General features: G+C 59.8%; 21 protein-coding genes. 3 read left to right on the top strand and 18 right to left on the bottom strand.

The features are described from left to right. The gene (locus tag ACTG2G_RS21635; RefSeq protein WP_421204736.1) at nucleotides 1–1,431 is read left to right on the top strand and encodes an HD domain-containing phosphohydrolase; all 1,431 of its coding nucleotides are present in this window, start codon (nucleotides 1–3) and stop codon (nucleotides 1,429–1,431) included. Nucleotides 1,432–1,447: 16 nt separating this feature from the next. After that, nucleotides 1,448–2,989: an HD domain-containing phosphohydrolase gene (locus ACTG2G_RS21640; RefSeq protein WP_254203392.1), complete on the top strand. Its 1,542-nt coding sequence runs from the start codon at nucleotides 1,448–1,450 to the stop codon at nucleotides 2,987–2,989. Between the two features lie 72 nt (nucleotides 2,990–3,061). Here ACTG2G_RS21640 and purL read toward each other — a convergent pair whose 3' ends face one another. Then, the gene (purL, locus tag ACTG2G_RS21645) at nucleotides 3,062–6,985 is read right to left on the bottom strand and encodes a phosphoribosylformylglycinamidine synthase (protein ID WP_421385957.1); all 3,924 of its coding nucleotides are present in this window, start codon (nucleotides 6,983–6,985) and stop codon (nucleotides 3,062–3,064) included. A gap of 149 nt (nucleotides 6,986–7,134) precedes the next feature. Here purL and mltF point away from each other — a divergent pair, with 149 nt between their 5' ends. Next, nucleotides 7,135–8,619 (top strand): membrane-bound lytic murein transglycosylase MltF, encoded by a 1,485-nt coding sequence (mltF, locus tag ACTG2G_RS21650; protein ID WP_005344877.1) that lies wholly within the window; start codon nucleotides 7,135–7,137, stop codon nucleotides 8,617–8,619. Nucleotides 8,620–8,992: 373 nt separating this feature from the next. Here mltF and ACTG2G_RS21655 read toward each other — a convergent pair whose 3' ends face one another. From ACTG2G_RS21655 to iscU, 17 genes are all read right to left on the bottom strand, one after another. Next, nucleotides 8,993–9,217 carry a zinc ribbon domain-containing protein gene (locus ACTG2G_RS21655; protein ID WP_181221917.1) on the bottom strand — a complete coding sequence of 75 codons (225 nt, stop codon included), beginning with the start codon at nucleotides 9,215–9,217 and terminating at the stop codon, nucleotides 8,993–8,995. Between the two features lie 123 nt (nucleotides 9,218–9,340). Next, on the bottom strand, nucleotides 9,341–10,837 hold the full coding sequence (gene der, locus ACTG2G_RS21660) for a ribosome biogenesis GTPase Der (RefSeq protein ID WP_005333794.1): 1,497 nt from the start codon (nucleotides 10,835–10,837) through the stop codon (nucleotides 9,341–9,343). 74 nt (nucleotides 10,838–10,911) lie between these two features. Continuing rightward, nucleotides 10,912–12,096: an outer membrane protein assembly factor BamB gene (gene bamB / locus ACTG2G_RS21665; RefSeq protein ID WP_100653975.1), complete on the bottom strand. Its 1,185-nt coding sequence runs from the start codon at nucleotides 12,094–12,096 to the stop codon at nucleotides 10,912–10,914. Next, nucleotides 12,089–12,739 carry a YfgM family protein gene (locus ACTG2G_RS21670; RefSeq protein WP_040066512.1) on the bottom strand — a complete coding sequence of 217 codons (651 nt, stop codon included), beginning with the start codon at nucleotides 12,737–12,739 and terminating at the stop codon, nucleotides 12,089–12,091. Before ACTG2G_RS21670 ends, bamB begins: the two co-directional genes overlap by 8 nt. Before the next feature lie 3 nt (nucleotides 12,740–12,742). Further along, a complete protein-coding gene (hisS, locus tag ACTG2G_RS21675) occupies nucleotides 12,743–14,020 on the bottom strand; it encodes a histidine--tRNA ligase (RefSeq protein WP_421385958.1) in 1,278 nt (425 codons plus the stop codon). Between the two features lie 138 nt (nucleotides 14,021–14,158). Beyond that, the gene (gene ispG / locus ACTG2G_RS21680; protein ID WP_429203932.1) at nucleotides 14,159–15,274 is read right to left on the bottom strand and encodes a flavodoxin-dependent (E)-4-hydroxy-3-methylbut-2-enyl-diphosphate synthase; all 1,116 of its coding nucleotides are present in this window, start codon (nucleotides 15,272–15,274) and stop codon (nucleotides 14,159–14,161) included. Between the two features lie 10 nt (nucleotides 15,275–15,284). After that, a complete protein-coding gene (gene rodZ / locus ACTG2G_RS21685) occupies nucleotides 15,285–16,253 on the bottom strand; it encodes a cytoskeleton protein RodZ (RefSeq protein WP_421385959.1) in 969 nt (322 codons plus the stop codon). After that, nucleotides 16,243–17,034: a PilW family type IVa pilus biogenesis/stability lipoprotein TapF gene (tapF, locus tag ACTG2G_RS21690; RefSeq protein WP_085943024.1), complete on the bottom strand. Its 792-nt coding sequence runs from the start codon at nucleotides 17,032–17,034 to the stop codon at nucleotides 16,243–16,245. Before tapF ends, rodZ begins: the two co-directional genes overlap by 11 nt. A gap of 11 nt (nucleotides 17,035–17,045) precedes the next feature. After that, on the bottom strand, nucleotides 17,046–18,149 hold the full coding sequence (locus ACTG2G_RS21695) for a bifunctional tRNA (adenosine(37)-C2)-methyltransferase TrmG/ribosomal RNA large subunit methyltransferase RlmN (protein WP_005344856.1): 1,104 nt from the start codon (nucleotides 18,147–18,149) through the stop codon (nucleotides 17,046–17,048). A 167-nt stretch (nucleotides 18,150–18,316) separates the two neighbouring features. After that, nucleotides 18,317–18,745, bottom strand: a complete 429-nt coding sequence (gene ndk / locus ACTG2G_RS21700) for a nucleoside-diphosphate kinase (RefSeq protein WP_005333805.1) — start codon at nucleotides 18,743–18,745, stop codon at nucleotides 18,317–18,319. Nucleotides 18,746–19,011: 266 nt separating this feature from the next. Beyond that, nucleotides 19,012–20,295 carry an aminopeptidase PepB gene (pepB, locus tag ACTG2G_RS21705; RefSeq protein ID WP_139708376.1) on the bottom strand — a complete coding sequence of 428 codons (1,284 nt, stop codon included), beginning with the start codon at nucleotides 20,293–20,295 and terminating at the stop codon, nucleotides 19,012–19,014. Continuing rightward, the gene (pepB, locus tag ACTG2G_RS21710) at nucleotides 20,292–21,596 is read right to left on the bottom strand and encodes an aminopeptidase PepB (protein ID WP_439985843.1); all 1,305 of its coding nucleotides are present in this window, start codon (nucleotides 21,594–21,596) and stop codon (nucleotides 20,292–20,294) included. The genes pepB (ACTG2G_RS21705) and pepB (ACTG2G_RS21710) overlap by 4 nt, the downstream gene beginning before the upstream one ends. A gap of 173 nt (nucleotides 21,597–21,769) precedes the next feature. Further along, nucleotides 21,770–22,108, bottom strand: a complete 339-nt coding sequence (fdx, locus tag ACTG2G_RS21715) for an ISC system 2Fe-2S type ferredoxin (protein WP_005333808.1) — start codon at nucleotides 22,106–22,108, stop codon at nucleotides 21,770–21,772. A 1-nt stretch (nucleotide 22,109) separates the two neighbouring features. Beyond that, complete coding sequence (hscA, locus tag ACTG2G_RS21720; RefSeq protein ID WP_429203940.1) at nucleotides 22,110–23,957, bottom strand: Fe-S protein assembly chaperone HscA; 1,848 nt, start codon at nucleotides 23,955–23,957, stop codon at nucleotides 22,110–22,112. A gap of 28 nt (nucleotides 23,958–23,985) precedes the next feature. Further along, a complete protein-coding gene (gene hscB / locus ACTG2G_RS21725; RefSeq protein ID WP_005351031.1) occupies nucleotides 23,986–24,504 on the bottom strand; it encodes a co-chaperone HscB in 519 nt (172 codons plus the stop codon). Between the two features lie 118 nt (nucleotides 24,505–24,622). Then, entirely contained in the window at nucleotides 24,623–24,946 is a 324-nt protein-coding gene (iscA, locus tag ACTG2G_RS21730; protein WP_005333812.1) for an iron-sulfur cluster assembly protein IscA, read from the bottom strand. Nucleotides 24,947–24,961: 15 nt separating this feature from the next. Then, nucleotides 24,962–25,345 (bottom strand): Fe-S cluster assembly scaffold IscU, encoded by a 384-nt coding sequence (iscU, locus tag ACTG2G_RS21735; RefSeq protein WP_005333813.1) that lies wholly within the window; start codon nucleotides 25,343–25,345, stop codon nucleotides 24,962–24,964. Nucleotides 25,346–25,348 lie beyond the last annotated feature (3 nt).

Consider the following 25,348-nt stretch of genomic DNA (forward strand, 5'->3'; position numbering starts at 1 on the left):
ATGAATAACGATCACGCCATGGCCATTGTCTGCGATCTCGCCCTCTGCATCGGTCGGGAGGTCACACTCGATGCCCTGCTCACCAAGGTGGTGCAGCGCTTTATGTTTCACTGTGCCACACCGGTTGGTGTGGTATTGCAGCAGCAACGGGAAGGATATGAGCTGCTCAAGGTCATTGGTGATGATCAGCTATCCCGGCACAGTGGCTCGCTGCTCTCCTTGCCTGCCTGGATTGTTGAAGGTGACCAATGTGCGCTGCAAACGACCTTGCCTCTCCCCGGTGGCCGACCGTACCACTTTGCCTATCGGCTCAGGGTTGACGGGGGATATCTCATCTTGCTGCTGGCCCCCCAACCCCAGCAGCACACAGTGCCGGTCTGCCATCTGTTCAGCCCGGTGCTCGGTAATCTGGCGCGCGCCATCCAGTTGTGCAAGGACAGCGAACAGCTCGCCAGGCGCCAGCAAGCCGAGCTGGTCGACATGCAGCGCCTCAACGAATCCCTGCTCAAGGCCATTCCCATCCCGGTGTTCTACAAGGATGTCGAAGGGCGCTTTCTCAGCTGCAACCCGGCCTTTACCCAGGTCACCGGGATCAGCAAGGCCGAGCTGCAGGGGAAGCGGGTGGACGAAATCCTGCCCCCGGAGATGGCGGACGAATATACCCAAAGGGACATGGAGGTGCTGCGCAGCAGGCAGCCGCAATATTTTGAACACACGCTGTTTGATCGCAGCGGCCACCGCTACCAGGTGCTCAACTTCAAGGATCTCTTCTATGACCATCAGGGCGAGGTGGCCGGAATCATAGGGGCACTGGTCGACATCACCCATATCAAGGAAAGCGAGCAGCGCCAGCGCACCCTGCTGTTTCAGACCATCGCGGCCCTCTCCTCCGCGATTGCCCACAAAGATCCGGTCACGGCAGGACACGAACGGCGCGTGCATGATCTCGCGCTGGCTATAGGTCAACAGCTGCAACTGCCGCAAGAGCAGCTGGATGGATTGGGTCTTGCGGCCATGGTGCATAACATCGGCCTGCTGCAGATCCCGGCGGAGATCCTCACACGCCCGCGGGAACTGAGGCCGGTTGAGTTCGAACTGATCAAACAGCATCCGGACACTGGCCGCGAGATCCTGCAACAGATTGACTTCCCCTGGCCCATCACCACCATAGTGATGCAGCACCATGAAAATCTCGATGGTAGCGGCTACCCACAAGGGCTACAGGGGGATGCGATCTCGCTGGAGGCGAGGATTATACGGGTCGCCGACTCCCTGGCCGCCATGACGGCCCACCGTCCGTTCCGGCGCGCTCTCTCTCTCACCGATGCGTTCGCCGAGCTGACGCGTTATGCCGGTGTGCATTACGACGAACAGGTGGTCGATGCCTGTTTCGCCGTCTGGCAAGCGGGCTACCGTTTTACTACCACCTGACTCTGGTTGCACCAAGATGATGTTAAAAGATCTACCGCCATCCATTCAGCCACCGGGCGTCAGCTCTCACCCCACCGCAGCCCTGCTCCATCAGGTGATGGAACAGCTGCCCTATCGCGTCCTGTTGAAAGATACCCGTTCACACTTCATCGCCTGCAACCGACTGCTGGCCGACGATCTGGCCCTCACCCCGGCCGAACTGGTTGGCAAGTGCGATGCCGATTTTTTCCCGGCCGAGCTGGCCCAACGCTACCGGGATGACGATCTCCAGGTCATGGCCAGCGGCACAACCCGGCATCACGAAGAACCCTATCTGAAAGGGGGTGAAGACCGCTGGCTCAGTACCACCAAGTTTCCCCTGTACGATGAGCTGGGCAAGGTGATCGGTGTCGCTGTCTTTTTCGAAGATATCACCGACCAGAAACAGCAGCAGGAGCGTCTCCAGCAATATACCTGGACGCTGGAAGCAATAACCCGCGCCCACCATGCCATGCTCAAGCAGGGGGATGAACAGACACTACTGCAGGAGATCTGTGATGCCATCACTTTCGATGGCCGTTTTCCCCTGGTGACCGTACTGCAGACCGCTGATCAGAACAGAGTACAGATCCTGGCGCAGGCAGGTCAGGCCGTCTGGTTTGCCAGCGATAACTGGCTCACCCGGGACGCAGCCCTGATCAGTGCAATCAGTTCAGGCGAGATGCGCAACGAAGCACTTGGCACCGAACTGGTCCACCACTCCGCCACCTTGAGGGGACGGCTGCTGCTGCCATTGCAGTGGCAAGCCACTGTGCCAGGCGGACTGCTTATTCACAGCACGCAGGCCAGAGCCTTCACCGATGAGGAGGTGCATCTCTTCAACGGACTGGCCGACTACCTGACCTATGGCCTGCAGGCACGTCGAACCCAGCAGGCCTATCTTGCCGCCCAGCGTGAAAAAGCCATGCATGCCCGCCAACTGGAGCTGGCCCTGGAGGATGCGCTGGGAGCCATCGCTGCCGTGCTGGAACAACGCGATCCCTACACCGCCGGACACCAGAAGCATGTCGCTACCCTGGCGCTGGCCATCGGCCGAGAACTGGGGTTGGGTGATAAACCGCTACGCGGTCTCTATCTGGGCGCCATGGTGCACGATATCGGCAAAATCCAGGTCCCTGTCGAGATCCTCACCAAACCGGGCAAACTGACCCCCCAGGAGTTCAATCTGGTCAAGGAGCATCCGACAGCGGGTTATCTGGTGCTCAAGGATATCGCCCTGCCCTGGCCCATAGCCCGGATGATCCACCAGCACCACGAGTATCTCGACGGTTCCGGCTATCCATCAGGGTTAAAAGGCGAGCAGATCCTGCTGGAAGCGCGCATTCTCACGGTCGCCGATATAGTGGAGTCCATGTCATCGGATCGTCCCTACCGTGCTGCCCTGGGGATTGCGCAGGCCCGAACCCATATCATGGCCATGCGGGGAGTCCAGCTGGATGAAGCCGTAGTCGATGCCTGTCTGCGTATTCTGGATCGGGGAGAGTTTACCCCTCATGAACTTGGCCACGGCCAAACCTGATCGACAGAGCCCATATTGAAAAACCGGCCAAATTTGGCCGGTTTCTGTTTTTATGCGCTGGCGCAGTCGCGATTAACCCAGACGAACCCGGGCGTTGCGGAACATCCGCATCCAGGCCCCATCCTCGCCCCAGTTGTCGGGGTGCCAGGAGTTGGCCACGGTGCGGAACACCCGCTCCGGGTGCGGCATCATGATGGTGGCGCGGCCATCGGTGGTGGTCACGGCGGTGATACCATCCGGCGAGCCATTCGGGTTGGCCGGGTACTGCTCGGTCACGCTGCCGCGGTTGTCGACAAAGCGCAGTCCTACCAGACCGCTCTGCTGCAGTGCGTTCAGGTGAGCGGCATCGCGCACCTCGACACGCCCTTCCCCGTGGGAAACGGCAATCGGCATCACCGAGCCTGCCATGCCGGCGAAGAAGGCGGACGGGGACTCCTGCACTTCCACCAGGCTGAAGCGCGCCTCGAAGCGCTCGGAGCGGTTGCGCACAAAGCGCGGCCAGAGATCGGCACCCGGGATGAGATCCCGCAGGTTGGACATCATCTGGCAACCGTTGCACACGCCCAGCGACAAGGTATCGCCGCGTTCGAAGAAGCGCTGGAACTGCTCGCGGGCGTTGTCGTTGAACAGGATGGACTTGGCCCAGCCTTCGCCCGCCCCCAGCACGTCACCGTAGGAGAAGCCTCCACAGGCCACCAGGGTCTGGAACTCCTCCAGCTTGATGCGACCGGAAAGAATGTCGCTCATATGGACATCGACCGCCGCGAAACCGGCACGATCGAACGCCGCCGCCATCTCCACGTGGGAGTTGACACCCTGCTCGCGCAGCACTGCCAGACGGGGGGAGACCCCACGGGCAATGTAAGGTGCAGCCACATCTTCGGCCGGGTTGAAGCTGAGCTTGGCCTGCAAGCCCGGATCGGTGGCGTCCTGACGAGCAGCATGCTCCTGATCCGCGCACTCGGGGTTGTCGCGCAGGCGCTGCATCTGCCAGCTGGTCTCGCCCCAGATGGTGCGAAGGGCGGTGCGGCTGGCGCGATAAACCTCCTGACCGCTCCGCTGCAGGGTAATGAGATCCCCTTCGCGCACGGTACCGAGCACATGGGAGCAAGCCGCCAGGCCGTGACCGGCCAGCAGGGTCATCACCGTCTCTTTGTCTTCACGACGCACCTGGATGACGGCGCCCAGCTCTTCATTGAACAACGCCGGCAGCAGCTCGCCACCGATGCGATCAAGCTGGATGTCGAGGCCGCAGTGACCGGCAAACGCCATCTCGGTCAGGGTGACGAACAGGCCGCCGTCGGAGCGGTCGTGATAGGCGATCAATTTGCGATCGGCCACCAGCGCCTGAATGGCGTTGAAGAAGCCTTTGAGCTGAACCGGGTTGTCGAGATCCGGCGCCTTGTCACCCAGCTGGCGATAGACCTGCGCCAGCGCCGAGGCGCCGAGGCGCTGTTTGCCGTTGCCAAGGTCGATGAGGATAAGGTCGGTTTCACCGAGATCGGTACGCAGCTGCGGCGTGACTGTGTTGCGTACATCCTCGACCCGGGCAAAGGCGGAGATGAGCAGGGAGAGCGGCGAGGTGACGCTGTGCTCCTTGCCATCCTGCTGCCAGCGGGTCTTCATAGACATGGAGTCCTTGCCCACCGGAATGGTGATGCCAAGGGCCGGGCAGAGCTCCTCGCCCACCGCTTTGACCGCCTCATAGAGACCGGCATCTTCACCCGGGTGACCGGCAGCGGCCATCCAGTTGGCGGAGAGCTTGACCCGCTTCAGCGACCCGATGTGGGTTGGCGCCAGGTTGGTGAGCGCTTCCGCCACCGCCATGCGAGCGGAGGCGGCGTGGGAGAGCAGCGCCACCGGGGTACGCTCGCCCATCGACATGGCTTCACCGTGATAGCTGTCGTAGGTGGCAGCGGTGACGGCGCAATCGGCTACCGGGATCTGCCAAGGGCCAACCATCTGGTCGCGATTGACCAAGCCAGTCACGCTGCGATCGCCGATGGTGATAAGGAAGGACTTCTCCGCCACGGTCGGCAGACGCAGTACCCGTTCGGCCGCCTCGCCGAGGGTGATGCCATCGAGTTGGAGCGCTTTGCCTTGTGCAGGCAGTGTCACCACATCGCGATGCATCTTGGGGGTCTTGCCCAGCAGCACGTCCAGCGGCAGGTCGATGGGGTGGTTGTCAAAGTGCTCATCCGAGAGAGTGAGATGCTTCTCTTCGGTGGCGGTACCGATCACGGCATAGGGTGCTCGCTCGCGCTCGCACAGCGCCTTGAACAGCGGCAGCTTGTCCTGCGCTACCGCCAGCACGTAACGCTCCTGGGATTCGTTGCACCAGATCTCCAGCGGGCTCATGCCCGGCTCGTCGCTCTGGATGGCGCGCAGATCGAAACGACCACCGCGCTCACCGTCGTTTACCAGCTCCGGCATGGCATTGGAGAGACCGCCCGCCCCCACATCGTGGATAAAGACGATAGGGTTGTCGTCACCCAGCTGCCAGCAGCGATCGATCACCTCCTGGCAACGGCGCTCCATCTCGGGGTTGTCACGCTGCACCGAGGCAAAGTCGAGATCTTCGGCCGACTGGCCGGAGGCCATGGAGGATGCGGCACCGCCGCCCAGACCGATGTTCATCGCCGGGCCGCCCAGCACGATCAGCGCCGCGCCGACCGGGATCTCCCCTTTCTGGACATGTTCGGTGCGGATGTTGCCGATACCGCCCGCCAGCATGATGGGTTTGTGGTAGCCACGCACCTCGACGCCATTGTGGCTCGGCACCTCCTCTTCGAAGGTACGGAAGTAACCCAGAATAGCCGGACGGCCGAACTCGTTGTTAAACGCGGCGCCGCCGAGCGGCCCCTCTTGCATGATGTCAAACGCGCTGACGATGCGGCTCGGCTTGCCGAAATCCTGCTCCCAGGGCTGCTCGAAGCCAGGGATGCGCAGGTTGGAGACGGAGAAACCGACCAGACCCGCCTTGGGCTTGGCACCGCGACCGGTGGCACCCTCGTCGCGGATCTCGCCGCCTGAGCCGGTGGCCGCCCCCGGGAACGGGGAGATGGCGGTCGGGTGGTTGTGGGTCTCCACCTTCATCAGGATGTCGACCTGTTCCTGGTGATACTGGTATTCGCCGTTGGCCGGGCTCGGGAAGAAGCGGCCCCCCTGGCTCCCTTCCATCACGGCGGCGTTGTCTTTATAGGCAGAGAGGACATGATCCGGCGTCTGCTCGAAGGTGTTCTTGATCATCTTGAACAGCGACTTGGGCTGCTGCTCGCCATCGATGGTCCAGTCGGCATTGAAGATCTTGTGACGGCAGTGCTCGGAGTTCGCCTGGGCGAACATATAGAGCTCGATGTCGTTGGGGTTGCGACCCAGCTTGGTGAAGTTCTCCACCAGATAGTCGATTTCGTCGTCGGCCAGCGCCAGGCCGAGCGCCACGTTGGCTTCGGCCAAGGCTGTGCGACCACCGCCCAGCACATCCACCAGGGTGAAGGGGCGCGGCTCGTGGTGAGCAAACAGGGCGGCAGCTTCGCTCATCTCGGCAAACACCACTTCCATCATCCGATCATGGAGCACAGCGGCAATGGCGCTGCGCTGGGCGGCGCTCAGCTCACCCTGCCCCTTGATGGTCAGGTAATAGGCAATACCACGCTCCAGCCGCTTGACCTGTTTCAGGCCGCAGTTGTGGGCGATGTCGGTTGCTTTGGAAGACCAGGGGGAGATAGTGCCGGGGCGGGGGGTAACAAGAAACAGCTGACCGCTGGGGGTGTGTTCGGGGATGGTCGGGCCGTAGCGCAAGAGCTGGCCCAAGGTCGCTCGCTCGGGGGGAGAGAGGGGGCTTGTCAGCTCGGCAAAGTGCACATACTCGGCATAGACATCCTCTATCTCTACTCCGCTCTCTACTCCACTCTCGTTTCTCATCTGTGCGAAGCGTTGCAGCAGTTTTTGGACACGAAAATCAGACAGTGCTGGGGCACCACGCAAGATATCCATATGACCTTTCTCACCAAGTTTTAAAGTGGGGGGGAATTGAGACGCGCGTATTATAGGGATCTGGCTCACAGCGGACAAACGTTTTTCTCACTTCGTGCAGTGTGACTCTGCGCACACTCTCTGGTATAAAGGTGCCTCTTTTTTGACAAATGCCGATTTTTTCAACAAAGGTACTCACCTACTTGCGCTGCATTTTTCGACTGTTTATCGGGCTGTTGTTGACGCTGACACTGGTTGGCTGCGACTTCTATAGCCCCTCCAGCCAGCTGGAGCAGATCCGCCAGCGAGGCGAGATCCGGGTTGGCACCATCTATGGTCCCACCTCCTATTACCAGCGTGACGACCTCGCCCAGGGGTTCGATTACGAGCTGGCGCAAAATTATGCCGACTGGTTGGGGGTGAAACTCACCATCATCCCGGTCGACACCACTGACCAACTGGTCACCCTGCTGAAAAAGGGCAAACTCGATCTGGCGGCTGCCGCCATCATGGTCACCCCCGAGCGACGCGAGCTGTTTCGCTTCGGCCCGGGCTTCTATCAGGTCTCTCCCAAGCTGGTCTACCGCAACGGCAAACCCAAGCCTGCCTCGTTAAACGATATCAAGGGCAAGCTGGTGGTGGCCGCCGGATCCACCGGGGAAGATCTGCTCAAAGAGATGAGCAAAGAAAATCCGAAACTAGCCTGGAGCACCAGCGACAACGCCGATGTGGAGGAGCTGCTCAAACAGGTGGTGGATGGCAAGATTGACTACACGGTGGTGCAGGATACCGTGCTGGCCCGTACCCAGCGCTACTACCCGGAGCTCACCGAGGGGCTGACCCTGGCCCAGAAGCAGACCGTTGCCTGGGCCATGAGCAAGCTGCCCGATGACAGCCTCTATGCCAGCGTGATCGACTTCTTCGGTCAGCGTTTTATGGATGGTGCCATCGCCAAGCTGGACGAGAAGTACTTCGGCCACGTGCAGAACTTCGACTTTGTCGATACCCGTACCTTCCTCAAGCGCGCCAAGAGCCTGCTGCCCAAGTACCAGCCGCTGTTCCAGACTCACGCCAAGAATATCGACTGGCGTCTGCTCGCCGCCATCAGCTATCAGGAGTCCCACTGGGACCCGCAGGCCCGCTCCTACACCGGCGTGCGCGGCATGATGATGCTGACCGAGCCCACTGCCAAGGCGATGGGAGTCAACGACCGGCTTCATCCGGAAGAGAGCATCAAGGGTGGCTCCCTCTATCTGCAACAGATGATGGAGAAGGTGCCGGATTCGGTGCCCGATGACGAGAAGGTGTGGTTTGCCCTCACCGCCTACAACATCGGTTACGGCCACATGATGGACGCCCGCCGCCTGACCAAAGAGCTCGGCAAGAATCCTGACGCCTGGAGCGACGTGAAAGAGGTGCTGCCGCTGCTACAGCAAGCGCGCTGGCACCGCAAGGTGCGTTATGGCTATGCCCGTGGCAGCGAGGCGCGCAACTATGTCAACAACGTGCGCCAGTATTACCAGAGTCTGCTCTGGCTCGACAACGAGCAACAGAAGGCACATCAGCGGGAGAGTCTCGACAACGACAGCGAGCCCGAGCTGGCCGAGCGCCCCACCGCCATCGCCGAAGTGGTCAATCAGATCACCATGCGCTAACCAGCCATTATTCGGCTGTTTTCACGCAAACTTCTCTGTTACCATCGATTCATATCGGAGCCTATCCGAAATCGCATTGTTTTCATTATGTTGAGAGATTAAATAACAGCAATTTCGGATGGGCTCCATCAATGACCCAAGGCCGGGATGGCCACCTGAGTTGGGAGGAGACCAAGATGCAAAAACGTAGAAAAATCAGTCTGGTCAGAAAAGCGAAGTGCAGCTGGAGCCCCAGACGCAAACTCAAGCTTAATGACATCAAGCGCAATCTGTGGCGCAGAAATCGATCCTATACCCTGCTTATTGCAGAGCACACAGCATAAACCCGGCATTCGCCGGGTTTTTTTATCTTCTTTCTCACCTGATTATCGTCTTACACCAGCGCCGCCTTGAACTGTACCGTCCGCTTGGAGATCAGCGAGTTGCAGTGGTTGCAGAAGTAATCCACTGCGCCGCACGCCTTGAGACGCTCCAGCTCCTGCTGGCAGGTGGGGCAGATGGCCGTGACGCGGACATTGGCCTGACACTGGCCACAGGTTTGCTCCTTGCTGCGGGTATCCAGTTCAGCCTGGCATGATGGACAAAGCAGGGCTTCCATAATCAACTCCTCGAAAGTGGATCTGCCATGGTCTTGTTCCATGGCAGATCCCCCTCCCCTTATTCCTCACCTTAACATGGCGAGGATAACAAAGCGGCTGCCGGTGAGGGCAGCCGCAAGGACTTATTTCTTCTTCATCTTCAGCAGGCGTTTGCGCTGACGTTCCTGACTCAGGGTCATGGTGTTCTTCTTCCCTTCAAACGGGTTGACCGACTCCTGGAACTCGACCCGGATCGGCGAGCCCATGATCTTGAGGGACTTGCGGAAGTAGTTGATCAGATACCGCTTGTAGGAGTCCGGCAAGTCGTTCAGCTGGTTGCCGTGGATCACGATGCGCGGCGGGTTGTAGCCACCAGCGTGAGCATACTTGAGCTTGACGCGGCGACCGTTGACCATCGGCGGCTGGTGATCTTCCTGCGCCATCTGCATGATGCGGGTCAGCATGGCCGTGCTGGTACGACGGGTGGCGGACTGGTAAGCCTCCTGAATAGATTCAAACAGGTGGCCGACGCCGCTGCCGTGCAGGGCGGAGATGAAGTGAACGCGCGCGAAGTCGATGAAGCCCAAGCGACGATCCAGCTCGTTCTTCACATCCTCTTTCACCTTCTGATCCAGACCATCCCACTTGTTCACCACCAGCACCACGGAGCGACCGGCGTGGAGCACATAGCCAAGGATGCTCAAGTCCTGATCGGTGATGGTCTCCTGGGCGTCGATCACCAGCAGGCAGACGTTGGCATCTTCGATAGCTTTCAGGGTCTTGATAACGGAGAACTTCTCCACCGTCTCGTGCACCTTGCCACGACGACGCACACCGGCGGTGTCGATGACCACATACTTCTGCTCGTCACGCTCCATTGGAATGTAAACGGAGTCACGGGTGGTGCCGGGCATGTCATAGACGATGACCCGATCTTCACCCAGCATGCGGTTGGTCAGGGTAGATTTACCGACGTTGGGACGACCAACGATGGCGAACTTGATGGGCAGGTCGGCGAACGGGGTCTCCTTGGTGTCCTCTTTGGTATCGAGTTCACCGGCAGCCACCATGCGCAGCAGGGCTTCTTCGTCGAAGTCCTCCTCTTCCTCATCCTGCGCATCTTCATCGGTAGCGGAGTCGACCAGGGTCTCCAGATGGGGAGCCAGGGCCAGTTCCAGCAGGCTCAGCACGCCACGACCGTGGGCGGCCGCGATCTGGTAGACCTCACCCAGCGCCAGACCGTAGAACTCGGAGACCGCGGAATCACCGTCGATACCGTCGGTCTTGTTGGCCACCAGAAATACCTTCTTGTGGGCCTTGCGCAGGTGCTCGGCAATGGCTTGATCCGCCGCGGTCAGACCGGCACGGGCATCCACCATGAACAGCACGACGTCCGCTTCTTCGATGGCCAGCAGGGATTGCTCGGCCATCTTCAGCTCGATCCCCTCTTCGGTGCCATCGATACCGCCGGTATCGACCACGATAAATTCCAGCTCGCCCAACTTCGCCTGACCGTATTTACGGTCCCGGGTCAGACCGGGAAAATCGGCAACCAGGGCATCCCGAGTACGGGTCAAGCGGTTAAACAGGGTGGATTTCCCCACGTTGGGGCGGCCCACCAGGGCTACTACAGGAGTCATAAAAGCCTCATTCTCAAGACGACAAAGGCTCCGGGTCCGAAGACCAGGAGCCGGATATTCACATTATCGGACGATCAAGGACGCTTGAGGGCGTACAACTTGCCGTCACGGCTCTGCACATACAGGGTCTCGCCATCCACCAGAGGGGCGGCATAGAGACCACTGCTATCGAGCTGCTGCATCGCCTTGATGGTACCGTCGGTACGATCAAGCCAATACAGGTATCCTTCCACATCACCCACCACCACATAGTCATCGAAGATGACAGGTGCAGTGACGGTACGATTTTCCAGCTGGGTATTTGACCACAGCTCCAGACCGTTGCGACGGTCGATGGCAAACAGGTGGCTGCGGCTGTCGGTCAGCACGATGGCATTGCCAGTCATCGCCAGATCGCGATAGCCGGAATACTTGCGCTTCCACACTTCATCGCCGGTCATCAGTTTGCGCGCCATCAACTGACCGTTGTAGGCGATGGCGTAGAGCTCATCACCGGCGATCAGCGGGCTGGCATCGACATCCACCATGCGGTCCAGCTCGGTAGCACCGCGCGGATCAGCCACCTTGGACTGGCGCACAGGCTGGCCGTTGCTCAGCAGGGCGATGCCCACCTTGCCATCGGCACGACCATAAATCACGGCGCCGTTGGTGATCACCGGTGCACCGGCACTGCGCAGGGTCAGCGGCGGCTGCTCTTCGGAGAGCGACCACTGCATCTTGCCTTCATCAGTGTCGAGGGCGATCAGGCGACCGGAGGTGGTCAACACCACCACGCGGCCATCTTCCACCGCGGGGCTTGCCACCACTTCGCCGGGCACATTGGTCTGCCACAGCACTTCGCCATTCTCTTCGTTCAGGGCATAGACCACCCCGTTCTCGGAGCCGAGGAACAGCTTGCCGTAACGGGAGACCAGACCACCGGAGAGACGAGCACTGCGCTTGTCGGCATTGACCGGCAGGTCGGCCAGATCGACGGTCCAGAGGCGCTCGCCACTGGCACGGTCAAAGGCGCTGACATCGCCGTCGCGAGCCGCCGCGTAGATGCGATCCTCTTCCACCACCGGCTTGAGCTGGGAGTAGAAGTCACCGATGCCATCACCCACAGTGGATGACCATGCGGTGTCGGCAGTGAAGGCAGATTCAACCTTGGGCAGCGGCGCCATCGGGTTGAGATCCTCTTCGGAACTGAACAGGGAACAACCCTGCAGAGCGAAGGAGACCGCAGCCCCCAGCGCCACCATCTTGAATAGATTACGCATCCGGTGCCTCACCAGTCGCAACGGCCGGCAGGGCCAGATCGTCCATTTTCAGCTTGAGCTCGGCGCTACCCTGCAGGCCGCCGGCATCCGCCGCCGCCTGATAGGCATCACGAGCCTCTTCGGTCTTGCCCTGCTTTTGCAGCACATCACCACGGGCTTCGGCTACCTGCGCCTTGAAGGCCTCATTCTGGATGGTCGCCAGCTTGGCCAGCGCTTCATCTGCCTTGCCCTGATCATTCAGCACACGGGCCAGACGCAGCGCCGCGATGGGACGAATGCTCTCGTCACCCGTGGTCGCCACCAGCTCCAGCTGCTCGACAGCCAGATCCAGCTTGCCCGCCTTAACGGCAGCGGCAGCCAGTTGCAACGCGGCCAGTTCACCGTAGGAGTCACCCTTGTTGGCAGTGACAAACTGCTGCGCCTGCTCGAAACCGGCGGCATCGCCCTTGGCAAGCTGCTCAATCACCTGGTTGTAAGAGTGGGAGGAGGCCTCCATGGTCTCTTGCTGGTGCTGGTTGTAATAGCGCCAGCCGAACAGACCGACCAGACCGATCACGGTCCCGGCAATCACCGAGGTTCCGTTCTCTTTCCACCACTCCTTGATAACCTCAACCTGTTGTTCTTCGGTGGTATAGACTTCCACAGCTTACTCTCCTTTGGCTGCCAGCAGGGCAATGGCGGCGTCAACCTTGACGGTCTGTTGCTCGGCCTGACCACGCAGATATTTGATAGTGATCTCCCCGTTTTGCACCTCGGTCTCACCAAGGATCAGGGCGATTGCCGCGCCGCTCTTGTCGGCACGTTTGAGTTGTTTCTTGAAGTTGCCACCACCGCAGTGGCTCATCAGGCGCAGGTCCGGCAGGGCATCGCGCAGACGCTCGGCCAGCTGGAAGCCAGCCTGTTCGGTCCCCTCGCCCACCATCGCCAGATAGACATCCACCGCCGGGCGGATATCGGCGTTGAGCTCGAGAGTTTCCAGCATCAGCACCAGACGCTCCATGCCCATGGCAAAGCCCACGGCCGGGGTCGGTTGACCGCCCAGCTGCTCTACCAGACCATCGTAGCGGCCACCGGCACAGACGGTGCCCTGGGCACCCAGACTGCTGGTGACCCACTCGAACACGGTCAGGTTGTAGTAGTCAAGACCACGCACCAGACGCTCGTTCACTTCGTATTTGATACCGGCAAACTCGAGCAGGCGCTTGAGCCCCTCGAAGTGGGCCAGGCTCTCTTCGCCCAGATGGTCGAACAGACGCGGGGCACCCGCCAAAATGGCCTGCACCTTTTCATCCTTGGAGTCGAGCACCCGCAGCGGGTTGCTGTACATGCGGCGCTGGCTCTCTTCGTCCAGCTGCTCCTTGTACTGCTCCAGATAGGCCACCAGCGCATCGCGGTAAGCGGCACGCTCGGCGCTCTGACCCAAGGTGTTGAGCTGCAGGGTGACATGCTCGCTGATGCCAAACAGACGCCACAGACGGTGGGTCAGCATGATCAGCTCAGCGTCAATGTCCGGCCCGTTGATGCCAAACAGCTCGACACCGAACTGGTGGAACTGGCGATAACGGCCCTTCTGGGGACGCTCGTGACGGAACATGGGGCCCATGTACCACATCCGGCGTTCCTGGTTGTAGAGCAGACCGTGTTCGATACCGGCACGGACGCAGCTGGCGGTCCCTTCCGGACGCAGGCTCAGGCTGTCGCCGTTGCGATCTTCAAAGGTGTACATCTCTTTTTCGACCACGTCGGTCACTTCACCGATGGCGCGCTTGAACAGATGAGTCTGCTCGACAATCGGCATGCGCACTTCGCTGTAGCCATAGCTGGCAACGACCTGGCGCAGGATCTGTTCAACCTTCTGCCATACCGGGCTCTGCTCCGGCAGGCAATCATTCATACCGCGAATAGCTTGGATCTGTTTTGCCACGTTGATACTCGAGAAAAAGAGGTAAAATTTGGCCGCATTATAGGGATTTTCCCCCCCAAGGTAAAATCAGGGAATCCGGATGCGGGATTTAAAATCAGTCACCTGGAAAAAGGGCCACCCAATGTGGCCCTGTTTCGCTCACTCCTTGTCCATCGGGATCCGGTTAGCGGGATCCAGCATGGCGGCGCGGGCGCGAATGCGGCGCTCCAGAGTTGGAATGAGATCCTTGTTGTCGAGCCGATCGACCCGCTGGCCCCCTTCATAGAAGGCACTCTTGTTGGCGGCACCCGCCAGACCAAGGTCGGAGACCAGTGCTTCGCCCGGCCCATTCACCACACAGCCGATGATGGAAACATCCATCGGGGTGATGATGTCTTCGAGCCGCTCTTCCAGTGCGTTGACGGTAGCGATCACATCGAACTCCTGCCGTGAGCAGGATGGGCAAGCGATAAAGTTGATGCCACGGGAGCGAATACGGAGGGATTTGAGGATATCGAAACCGACCTTCACCTCCTCCACAGGATCCGCCGCCAGCGAGATACGCAGGGTATCGCCGATGCCGTCGGTAAGCAGCATGCCCAGACCAATGGCAGACTTCACCGCGCCGGCCCGGAAACCGCCCGCTTCAGTGATGCCAAGGTGCAGCGGCTGTTCAATCTGCTTGGCCAGCAGGCGATAGGCACCGACTGCCAGGAACACATCGGAGGCCTTGACGCTCACCTTGAAGTCCTGGAAATCGAGACGATCGAGATAGTCCACGTGACGCATGGCGGACTCCACCAGCGCCTCTGGGGTCGGCTCGCCGTACTTCTCCTGGATATCTTTCTCCAGCGACCCGCCATTGACCCCGATACGGATCGGGATATTGAGGTCGCGTGCACAATCGACCACCGAGCGCACCCGCTGCTCGTTGCCGATGTTGCCCGGGTTGATACGCAGGCAATCGGCACCGTACTCGGCCACTTTCAGGGCGATGCGATAGTCGAAGTGGATATCGGCAACGATGGGGATGCGGGTTTGCTGTTTGATGAGCCGGAAGGCTTCCGCCGCTTCCATGGTGGGCACGGAGACACGGACGATATCGGCACCGACCCGCTCGATCCGCTGGATCTGCTCGATGGTGGCGGCGACATCTGTGGTCTTGGTGTTGGTCATGGTCTGCACGGTAATGGGGGCATCGCCCCCAACCGGTACATTACCAACCATGATCTGTCTGGATTTACGACGAATGATGGGTGATTCGTGAGAAAACATGGGAAACAGATTACTCCTGCGGCAGTGAGAAGCGGGCTGTACGACCGTTGTTGTAACGGCTCATATCAAACGACTGACCCTTGTAGTCAAGCTTGACGGCCATGGGCGCGCCAATGATGAACTTCAGGGGCTCGGCGCCTTCCAGCACCAGCTCGTCGTTGGCCTTCTTCAGACCACTGAACAGGGTCTTGCCGTTGGCATCCTTCACATCCAGCCAGCAATCGGCGGTGAAGCTCATCTTCAGTTGCGGCGCAGTCGCCGGATCAACGACAGCCTCTTCAGATTCGGTGCCATTGGCGCCAGATACCGCTGCATCGGTCGCAGTGCCGACAGCCGCACTGACATCGCTCGGGGCAACAGCCGCAGAAGCAGGCGCCAGGGTAGCAGTCGCATCGGAGACCACCGCAGGAGCAGCCACGTCCGTGGCGGCCGGTGCGATGGCTGCGCCTTCGGCCGGAGCTGTGTTGATCGCATCGGTCGGCGTGATAGCAGGTTCAGCCGGAGTCGAACCGGTTGCACTCATCTCGGTGGCTGCCAGCGCTTCATCACCGGCGGAGCGGCGTGAAGTACTCTGCCACCACCAGGCGACCGAGAGCGCAATCAACACCAGGATCACCAGCCAGGTCACCACCTTGAGCCGACTGTCGTTGGCTTGCTGACGGGAGCGACGGGAGAAGCTCTGCATGTCGATATTGTCGGGAGGAGTCAGACCCAGCTTGTCGTAAGCAGCCAGAATGGTCTCGTCGGGGATCCCGACCAGCTTGGCATAGGTACGCAGATAGCCCCGAATAAAGGTATGGGAGGTGTGCTTGTCGTAGGTATCCGATTCGATAGCGGCGATCAGGGTCAGACGAAGGTGAATGCGGGACGCAACCTGTTCTCGTGTCCAGCCAAGCTGTTCACGGGCGTTGCGCAGCAATTGGCCTGGGCCTACTGCCTGGGAGTCGTCTTGGAAATCGTGTTGCTGTTCAATAGTCATTGGCTAAATAACGCTTGGCTTGTTGCGAAGTGGGATATTGCCTTACCAGCTCAGTCCCGAATTGGTGAAGTAATGCCGGCTTGTCCATCGCCTGTGCCAGCCGAAGTCTCAACCAGAGACTCTCCTCGTTCTCGTCTGACACATCGGCAAAACGGGCGAGGTAGGACTGCACATCAGGCAGCTTGCCATCTTTCATGGAAAGCTCGGCCAAGTCCAGCAATAACCCTGGATTGCGGGGATTATACCCCAAGGCCAGGCGATAGTACTCGCCTGCTTTATCATTTCTGCGATTTTGCAGCGCACAAAGTGCCGCATTTTCATAGGTATCGGCAATTTTTACGTAGCCTGGCTGAATAACAGCCTGGTTGAACGCCTGATCTGCCTCGGCATACCTGCCGCGATCACAGAGGAAGGCACCATAGTTGTTCATTGCGTCAGCATTGGACGGATCCATGGCAAGGGCGTTCTTGTAATGGGTCTCGGCTGCCTTGAAATCTCCTACCTTCTGGTAAAAGTAGGCAAAACCGATCTGGATCTGGGGGTTGGAGGGGTCATACTGGAGGGCGCGGTCAAGATTGAACTTGGCCTGCTCGGCATTGCCCTGACGCAGGTACTGGATACCCAGGTCAAGGCGGGTTTGGGCAGCCGCCTTGAGGTCAGGACCCACTTCACGCTGGGTCGAGTTCTGGCCAGCGTAAGTGGTCTCGGTCACACAGCCTGGCAGCGCGCAGAGCGCTGCCACTACGATCAATGTACGTGTATCCATTCCCTGTCTATACAATGGCTTAGCATTTAAACCATTTTGACGGAAATCCCATCCTGTTGCATCCGATTTTTGATAGTTCGCTTGGTACGGTCAATCACGTCACCCACCAGCTGACCACAGGCAGCATCGATATCATCACCACGGGTCTTGCGGACAATCACGGTGAAACCGTACTCCATCAGCACCTTGGAGAAGCGATCGATACGGCTGTTGCTCGGCTTGCCGTAAGGGTTGCCCGGGAAGGGGTTGAACGGGATCAGGTTGATCTTGCTCGGAGTGTCCTTGAGCACCTTGGCCAGCTCGTGAGCATGCTGCATATCGTCATTGATATGATCGAGCAGCACATACTCGACGGTCACCCGACCACCGTTGGCATTGGATTTGGCCAAGTAACGACGGACACCGGCGAGGAACTCCTCGATGTTGTACTTGTCGTTGATCGGCATGATCTCTGAACGCAACTTGTCGTTCGGGGCGTGCAGGGAGATAGCCAGCGCCACGTCGATCTGGTCACCCAGCTTGTCCAGCGCAGGTACCACGCCAGAGGTGGAGATGGTCACCCGGCGCTTGGAGATGCCAAAGCCATAGTCATCCATCATCAGACGCATGGCGGGCACCACGTTGGCGAGGTTGAGCAGCGGCTCGCCCATCCCCATCATCACCACGTTGGTGATGGGACGCTTGCCACCGACCACGCGGGCCGCACGCCACACCTGACCGATGATCTCGGAGACTTTCAGATTGCGGTTGAAGCCTTGTTGAGCCGTGGAGCAGAACTTGCACTCCAGCGCACAGCCAACTTGAGAGGAGACGCAGAGGGTCGCGCGGTCATCTTCCGGGATGTAGACGGTCTCGACCTCCTGATCGCCCACCTGCAGGGCCCACTTGATGGTGCCATCGGCAGAGCGCTGCTCGCGGCTGATCTCGGGCGCCTTGATCTCGGCGATCGCCTTGAGGCGCTCTTTGAGCACCTTGTTGACGTTGGTCATCTGATCGAAATCATCACACCCAAAGTGATAGATCCACTTCATGACCTGATCTGCCCGGAATGGCTTCTCGCCCAGTTCGACGAAAAAGGCACGCATGGCATCCCGATCAAGATCCAGCAGGTTGATTTTTGTTTCGCTCATCAATGGCCTCAGTTCAAACACTTCATCAATTATTGGCTGACGACGTCAGGGGGCGGCATTGTACAAATAATGGGTCTGGCTTTCCACCTGGAGAATAGAGGGATATTGCGTAAACGGCGAAAACAACAAAGGGAGCCTAGGCTCCCTTGGGTCATCATCCACAAAAATCAGCCGCGCGGGCAGATCTCGTTGTCAGAGAAGAAGTAGGCAATTTCGCGGGCAGCGGATGCAGGTGCATCGGAGCCATGCACTGCGTTGCGATCGATGCTCTCGGCATAACAGGCACGCAAGGTACCAGCCAGCGCCTCTTTCGGGTTGGTAGCACCCATGATCTCGCGATTGCGACGGATGGCGTCTTCCCCTTCCAGCACCTGCACCATGACAGGGCCAGAGGTCATGAAGCTGACCAGATTGTCATAAAAAGGCTTGCCCTGATGCTCGGCATAGAAACCGGCAGCCTGTTCACTACTCATGTGCAGCATTTTGGATGCCACCACTTTCAAGCCTGCGCTTTCGAAACGGCTATAGATGGCACCGATCAGGTTCTTGCTGACAGCATCCGGTTTGACGATAGAGAAGGTACGTTCGATGGCCATTGATATCTTTCCTTAACTACAGAGTTTTATTGTTAGAATCCATGTTCGCTGGCGATTATACGTAAACAAAAACCGGAAAAACACACAAATAAGCAACTTTTATTAAACATCACTCCCTTGCAATCAACATCCACACTCATCTTGACCGAGCAGAGCCGGAAAATATGTGCGCTTGCGCACGATAGTTACCTTAAGCCGCCAAAATCCCATCTTTTGTTCACAATTCGAACAGCATAAAAAAGGCACCCGAAGGTGCCTTGTCTCGCCTATTTGGCTTCAGCCAGCAGGGCCCGCGCTATGGTGCGCATCCCCAGGGTATTGGCCCCCGGCGCCCAGAGGGCATCGCCGTTGTCACTGAAGCAGGCGGCCAGATCGATATGCAACCAGCCCATCCCTTCGTTGGCAACGAAACGGGAGAGGAAACCCGCCGCGTTGGAGGCGCCACCCGGCCCGCCCCCCTTCACCGGACGGCTGTTGGCCGTGTCGGCGTAATGGGAGGGGCACTGCTGGCGGTGCCAGGGCTCCAGCGGCAGCGGCCAGGCAGGCTCATGCTCGGCATCGGCATAGGTCATGGCCCGGCTTACCAGCCCTTTATCGAGGCCGAACAGAGCATTGTAGCGCCCACCCAGCGCCATCACAGCAGCACCGGTCAGGGTCGCGGCATCGATGATCAGCGGTGCGCCGGACTCGCTCGCCAGTTGCAGGCCGTCGGCCAGCACCAGCCGCCCCTCGGCATCGGTATTCACAATCTCGACCGTGGTGCCGTTCTTGTAGGTGAGGATGTCGCCCAGCTTGTAGGCGTGGCCGGAGACCAGGTTCTCGGCGCAGCAGAGGATCAGCTTCACCCGCTTGTCGAGCCCGCGCAGCATGGCCAGCGCCAGCGCACCGGTGACAATCGCCGCGCCCCCCATGTCGCACTTCATGGTGAGCATCCCCTCGGAGCTCTTCATGGAGTAGCCGCCGGAGTCAAAGGTGATCCCCTTGCCCACCAGCGCTGCCGCCACCGGCGCCTTGGGGTCACGCCCCGGGTTGAAGTCGAGCTCCAGCAATACCGGTTCGCGCGCACTGCCGCGGCCCACTTGGTAAAGGCCGACCCAGCCCGCCTGTTGCAGCGCTTCGCCTTTCAAAATGCGATGACTCACCTTGTCCGGCGCCAGCTCGGTAATAAAGGAGGCCGCTTCCACAGCCAGCTCCAGCGGGCCCAACTGCTCCGGGGTGGCATTGGTCATCTCGCGCACCCAGCGGCCGCAGAGCCAACGCGCTTCCAGCTCCTCTCTGTCCTCTTCCGAGGACATGGCCCACTGCAGTTGCACCTCCGCCTTGGGGGTTTGCAGCCCTTGGGCAAAGGCCCACTGCTGTTCACGCTCCCAGTGACCAGCCAGGGTCACTTTCTGGATCCCCTGCTGGCAGAGGCGACGGGCCGCCTGCTGGATATCGAGCAGCGGATTGGCCGTCACCAGATGGACCACCATGCCGTCGGCACGGTGAGAGAGCAGCGCCCCCTCCCCCCACTCGGCCGGTGCAAATTCACGACTCAGCCAGACATTCATGCGGTCACCTCCTGCAGCCAGCGGGCGATGGTACGCAGACCGTGCCCCTTGGCGCCAGTTGCCCAGAGATCGTTGCCCGATTTCTGATAAGAGGCCGCCAGATCCAGGTGCACCCAACCCTTGCCCTCATCACGCACGAAGCGGGAAAGGAACGCAGCAGCCGTGGTGGCACCGGCCGTGCCTTCTGCCGAGGCGACGTTGCCCAGATCGGCAAAGGCCGAGGTGAGCTGGCTGGCATGCCAGGGTTCCAGCGGAAGCGCCCACGCCTGTTCGTTTTCCACCTTGGCGGCGGCCAGCGCACGCAGCTGTTCGGTCTCATCGAGGGCAAACACCGCATTGTAGTCACGCCCCAGCGCCATCTTGGCGGCGCCGGTCAGGGTGGCTGCGTCAAGGATATAAGCCGCACCGCTGTCGGAGGCCGCCATCAGGCCATCGGCCAGCACCAGACGACCTTCCGCATCGGTGTTCTGGATCTCGACCGAAACCCCATTCTTGTAAGTGAGGATGTCGCCCAGCTTGAAGGCGTGGCCGGAGACCAGGTTCTCGGCGCAGCAGAGAATGAGCTTCACCCGCTGGTTCAGACCGCGGCTGATAGCCAGCGCCAGCGCGCCGGTCACCATGGCCGCGCCGCCCATATCGGACTTCATCGGCAGCATGTTGTCAGAGGACTTCATGGAGTAGCCACCGGAATCAAAAGTGATCCCCTTGCCCACCAGCGCCGCCACCACGGGCGCATTGCGATCACCGGTCGGGTTGTAGTCGAGCTCCAGCAGCACAGGCTCGCGCTCGCTGCCACGGCCAACCGACCAGATCCCGATATGGCCGGACTCGCGCAGCGCTTCACCGGCGGTGATGCGGGCAGTAACCTGATCCCCGGCCAGCCCACGAATGAGCAACAGGGCCGATTCCGCCAGACTCATGGGGTAGATCTCTTCCGGACAGCCATTGGTGATGTCACGTACCCAGCGAGCCGCCTTGAGCAGTGCATCCAGTTCACGGGCGTCCGCATCGCTCTGCTGGCCGAAATCCAGTTCACGCGCACCCTTGGCGGCGTAGAAACCCTGGGCGAACGCGTAGCGACGCTCCAGATCCCAGCCTTCACCGACCAGCGTCATCCGCTTGATCCCGCTCGATTCGAGGCGACGAGCGGCGCGCTGAACGGTGCGCAGAACATCCTTCTCCTGACCGGCGGCACCAAGATGGATCAGTGCCTCATCGCCATTGAAACTGAGCTGGGCGCCCTCGCCCCAATAGGCGGCCGCAGCCTGGGTGGATAACGCTACCTTCATCATGTCAGCCATCGTGTTTGCTTCCTTTTTACTGGCACTATGTATAAGCACTCTTTATGGGAAAGAGCTTATTGGCAAAGAGAGAATAACGAATACAAAAAAGGCCGTGCCCCCGAGGGTCACGGCCTTCCACCATATCACTGAAGCACCACAGGATGCTGCACGTGCAATTCACTCATGTGTAATTAATGGCGTTCAGAGGCAAGGTTCAGGGTGTACTTGGGCAGTTCCACCACCAGATCCTCGTCCGCCAATTTTGCCTGGCAGCTGAGGCGCGATTCCGGCTCCAGCCCCCACGCCTTGTCCAGCATGTCGTCTTCCAGCTCGTCGCTTGGCTCGAGCGAGTCAAAGCCCTCGCGCACCACGCAGTGGCAGGTAGTGCAGGCACAGGATTTCTCGCAGGCATGCTCGATTTCGATACCGTTGCGCAGCGCCACATCCAGAATGGTCTCGCCGCTTTGCCCCTCGAGGGCGGCGCCATCCGGACAGAGTACGGGATGAGGAAGAATGATCAGTTTTGGCATATTACACCTTGTTGACGTTTTGTCCGGTCAGCACCTTGCGGATGGAGGCGTCCATCCGGCGGGCTGCAAACTCGCCACTGACAGCATCGGCTGCCTCAATGGCTTCTTTGATTTGATGGGTTGCACCGCTGTTGCGCATGGTCAGCAGATGGGCGATGGCGGCAGCAATCTCGGCACGCTCGGCAGCATTGAGCAGGGCATCGCCATCTGCGGCCAGCGCCGCATTGAGGCTCTCGACCACCCGGTCGGCTTCAACCTGCTGCTCAGCCAGCATGCGGGCATCCATATCCTGCTGGGCATTCTCGATGGAGGCACTCAGCATGTTGAGGATATCCTGCTCCGCCAGCCCGTAAGAGGGCTTGACCTGGATCTCGGCCTGCACGCCGGAGGATTTCTCCATGGCGCTGACCGAGAGCAGACCATCCGCATCCACCTGGAAGGTGACGCGAATATGGGCGGCGCCGGCGGCCATCGGCGGAATACCGGTCAGGGTAAAGCGGGCCAGGGAGCGGCAATCAGCTACCAGTTCGCGCTCACCCTGTACCACGTGAATGGCCATGGCGGTCTGACCATCCTTGAAGGTGGTGAACTCCTGGGCGCGGGCAACCGGAATGGTGGTGTTGCGCGGGATCACCTTCTCGGCGAGGCCACCCATGGTCTCCAGACCCAGCGACAAGGGGATCACGTCCAGCAGCAGCATCTCGGCATCTGGCTTGTTGCCCACCAGAATATCGGCCTGGATGGCGGCGCCAATGGCGACCACCTTGTCCGGATCGATGCTGGTCAGCGGCGTGCGCTGGAAGAACTCGCCCACCAGTTCACGCACCAGCGGCACCCGGGTGGAGCCACCGACCATCACCACTTCCAGCACTTCCACCTGCTCGAGACCGGCATCGCGCAGGGCGCGGCGACAAGCCAGCAAGGTCCGTTTCACCAGCGGGGTGATGAGTTCATCAAACTGGCTACGGCTCACTGAACCCTGCCAGCCCGCAAAGGTGCACGCCACCTGCTCGGCATCGGTCAGACCGTGTTTGACGGCCGCGGCCACATCCAGCAGCTCGCGCTGCAGATGGGCATCCAGCTCGCCGGAGAGGCCCGCTTGCTCCTTGATCCAGTCCGCCAGCAGGTGATCAAAATCATCACCGCCGAGGGCGGAATCGCCGCCGGTCGCCATCACTTCAAACACACCGCGGTGCAGACGCAGGATGGAGATATCGAAGGTGCCGCCCCCCAGATCGTAAACCGCGATGACCCCTTCCTGACCAGAGTCGAGGCCATAGGCAATCGCAGCCGCGGTCGGCTCGTTGAGCAGACGCAGTACGTGCAGACCGGCCAGACGGGCCGCATCCTTGGTCCCCTGACGCTGGGCATCATCGAAATAGGCGGGCACGGTAATGACCACGCCGTCGAGATCGCCCCCGAGTGTCTGGGCGCCACGCTCAGCCAGCTTTTTGAGAATTTCGGCCGATACCTGCACCGGATTGACCAGCCCCTGACGGGTTTGCAGTTGCGGCATGCCATTGTCGGCGGCAACAAACTGGTAAGGCTGCTGGCTGGTATCGATATCGGCCAGCGCCTTGCCCATCATCCGTTTGACCGAGACGATGGTGTTGTGAGGATCGAGCGCCGCTTCGCGCTTGGCATCAATCCCCACTCGAATGGCGTCGCTTTGATAGTGCACCACTGACGGGAGCAGGTCGCGCCCTTGCTCATCGCAAAGGGTATCGGCGTGACCGCTGCGAACCGCAGCGACGAGAGAGTTGGTGGTGCCGAGATCGATGCCGACGGCACGTTTGTGCTGATGAGGAACAGCGCTCTGGCCGGGTTCGGCGATTTGCAGTAATGCCATGGGTAATGAAACTTCCAGCGTTAAAGGATCAAGACTCGAGAAGCGAGTCTTCGAATCGTTCCAGCTCTTCGAGGAGCTTGTCGACAAACTTGAGTTTGCGAACGCAATCAGCGGCAACGAGATCTCTGCCGGCGGCAAGAGACTCGGTCAGCTGCTGCATCAACATCTGGTGATCATGCCTGATCTCGCTGCGAAAATCCTTGATGGCGCGCTCAGGGTCGGCGTCATCTTTCAGATCGGCCAGACGCTCGCGCCACTCCAGCTGCTGCATCAGAAACGCGGTATCTTGCAGAGTCTGCTGTTCACCACGGATATCAGTGCCACGCAGGGAGAGCAGATATTCTGCACGGCGCAGCGGCGCCTTGAGGGTGGTGAATGCTTCGTTGATCTGGGCGGCACGTTGCACCGCAGCCAGCTGCTCCCGTTCGGGGGCGGTGGCAAAACGATCAGGATGGAATTGGGTTTGCAGCTGGCGGTAGGTATCAGCCAACTGACGGGTATCGAGCTCGAAGCCTTCAACCAGCCCAAACAGCTCGAAATGATTCATGCAAACCTCTTGGAAACGTTCGCCACAACCTCACTCGCCCCTGGCAAATGAGATGTGGTTGAACGGGTCATGGGCGACCCGCTCAACCACAGACGAAGGATCATTGACGTCAAACATCTCAGACACTGAAGCTTTCGCCGCAACCACACTCGCCTTTGGCGTTGGGATTATTGAACTGGAAGCCCTCGTTGAGGCCCTCCTTGACGAAATCCAGCTCGGTGCCATCCAGATGGATCAGGCTCTTGGCATCAACAATAATCTTGACGCCCTGTTGCTCGAACACCTGATCCTCATCGGTCAGTTCATCAACGAACTCAAGCACGTAGGCCAGACCGGAGCAGCCGGTGGTTTTGACGCCGAGGCGCAGGCCAATGCCCTTGCCCCGGTTAGCCAGAAAAGAGGAAACCCGTGCCGCGGCGGCATCTGTCATGGTAATAGCCATACTGCTCTCCGGCGCTTAGAGACCTTTCTTCTGCTTGTAATCGGCGATGGCGGCCTTGATGGCGTCCTCAGCCAGAATGGAGCAGTGGATCTTCACCGGTGGCAGGGCCAGCTCTTCGGCGATATCTGTGTTCTTGATGCCAGCCGCTTCGTCCAGGGTCTTGCCCTTGACCCATTCGGTCACCAGGGAGCTGGAGGCGATGGCAGAACCGCAACCGTAGGTCTTGAACTTGGCATCTTCGATGATGCCTTCGTCGCTGATCTTCAATTGCAGCTTCATCACGTCGCCACAGGCGGGCGCACCGACCATGCCGGTTGCAACGCTGGGATCATTCTTGTCAAAACCACCGACGTTGCGAGGATTCTCGTAGTGGTCGATTACTTTTTCACTGTAAGCCATATC

Origin of the sequence: Aeromonas sp. 55A (genome assembly GCF_051919665.1) — a bacterium.
Taxonomy (GTDB): domain Bacteria; phylum Pseudomonadota; class Gammaproteobacteria; order Enterobacterales; family Aeromonadaceae; genus Aeromonas; species Aeromonas veronii.

Excerpts from the sequence above, each read along its gene's own strand:
- fdx (WP_005333808.1), bottom strand. The coding sequence starts at position 22,108 with ATGCCAAAACTGATCATTCTTCCTCATCCCGTACTCTGTCCGGATGGC.
- purL (WP_421385957.1), bottom strand. The coding sequence starts at position 6,985 with ATGGATATCTTGCGTGGTGCCCCAGCACTGTCTGATTTTCGTGTCCAA.
- bamB (WP_100653975.1), bottom strand. The coding sequence starts at position 12,096 with ATGCGTAATCTATTCAAGATGGTGGCGCTGGGGGCTGCGGTCTCCTTC.
- hscA (WP_429203940.1), bottom strand. The coding sequence starts at position 23,957 with ATGGCATTACTGCAAATCGCCGAACCCGGCCAGAGCGCTGTTCCTCAT.
- iscA (WP_005333812.1), bottom strand. The coding sequence starts at position 24,946 with ATGGCTATTACCATGACAGATGCCGCCGCGGCACGGGTTTCCTCTTTT.
- ACTG2G_RS21635 (WP_421204736.1), top strand. The coding sequence starts at position 1 with ATGAATAACGATCACGCCATGGCCATTGTCTGCGATCTCGCCCTCTGC.
- ACTG2G_RS21640 (WP_254203392.1), top strand. The coding sequence starts at position 1,448 with ATGATGTTAAAAGATCTACCGCCATCCATTCAGCCACCGGGCGTCAGC.
- der (WP_005333794.1), bottom strand. The coding sequence starts at position 10,837 with ATGACTCCTGTAGTAGCCCTGGTGGGCCGCCCCAACGTGGGGAAATCC.
- ndk (WP_005333805.1), bottom strand. The coding sequence starts at position 18,745 with ATGGCCATCGAACGTACCTTCTCTATCGTCAAACCGGATGCTGTCAGC.
- mltF (WP_005344877.1), top strand. The coding sequence starts at position 7,135 with ATGCCGATTTTTTCAACAAAGGTACTCACCTACTTGCGCTGCATTTTT.
- ispG (WP_429203932.1), bottom strand. The coding sequence starts at position 15,274 with ATGTTTTCTCACGAATCACCCATCATTCGTCGTAAATCCAGACAGATC.
- rodZ (WP_421385959.1), bottom strand. The coding sequence starts at position 16,253 with ATGACTATTGAACAGCAACACGATTTCCAAGACGACTCCCAGGCAGTA.
- ACTG2G_RS21695 (WP_005344856.1), bottom strand. The coding sequence starts at position 18,149 with ATGAGCGAAACAAAAATCAACCTGCTGGATCTTGATCGGGATGCCATG.
- pepB (WP_139708376.1), bottom strand. The coding sequence starts at position 20,295 with ATGAATGTCTGGCTGAGTCGTGAATTTGCACCGGCCGAGTGGGGGGAG.
- pepB (WP_439985843.1), bottom strand. The coding sequence starts at position 21,596 with ATGGCTGACATGATGAAGGTAGCGTTATCCACCCAGGCTGCGGCCGCC.
- hscB (WP_005351031.1), bottom strand. The coding sequence starts at position 24,504 with ATGAATCATTTCGAGCTGTTTGGGCTGGTTGAAGGCTTCGAGCTCGAT.
- ACTG2G_RS21655 (WP_181221917.1), bottom strand. The coding sequence starts at position 9,217 with ATGGAAGCCCTGCTTTGTCCATCATGCCAGGCTGAACTGGATACCCGC.
- iscU (WP_005333813.1), bottom strand. The coding sequence starts at position 25,345 with ATGGCTTACAGTGAAAAAGTAATCGACCACTACGAGAATCCTCGCAAC.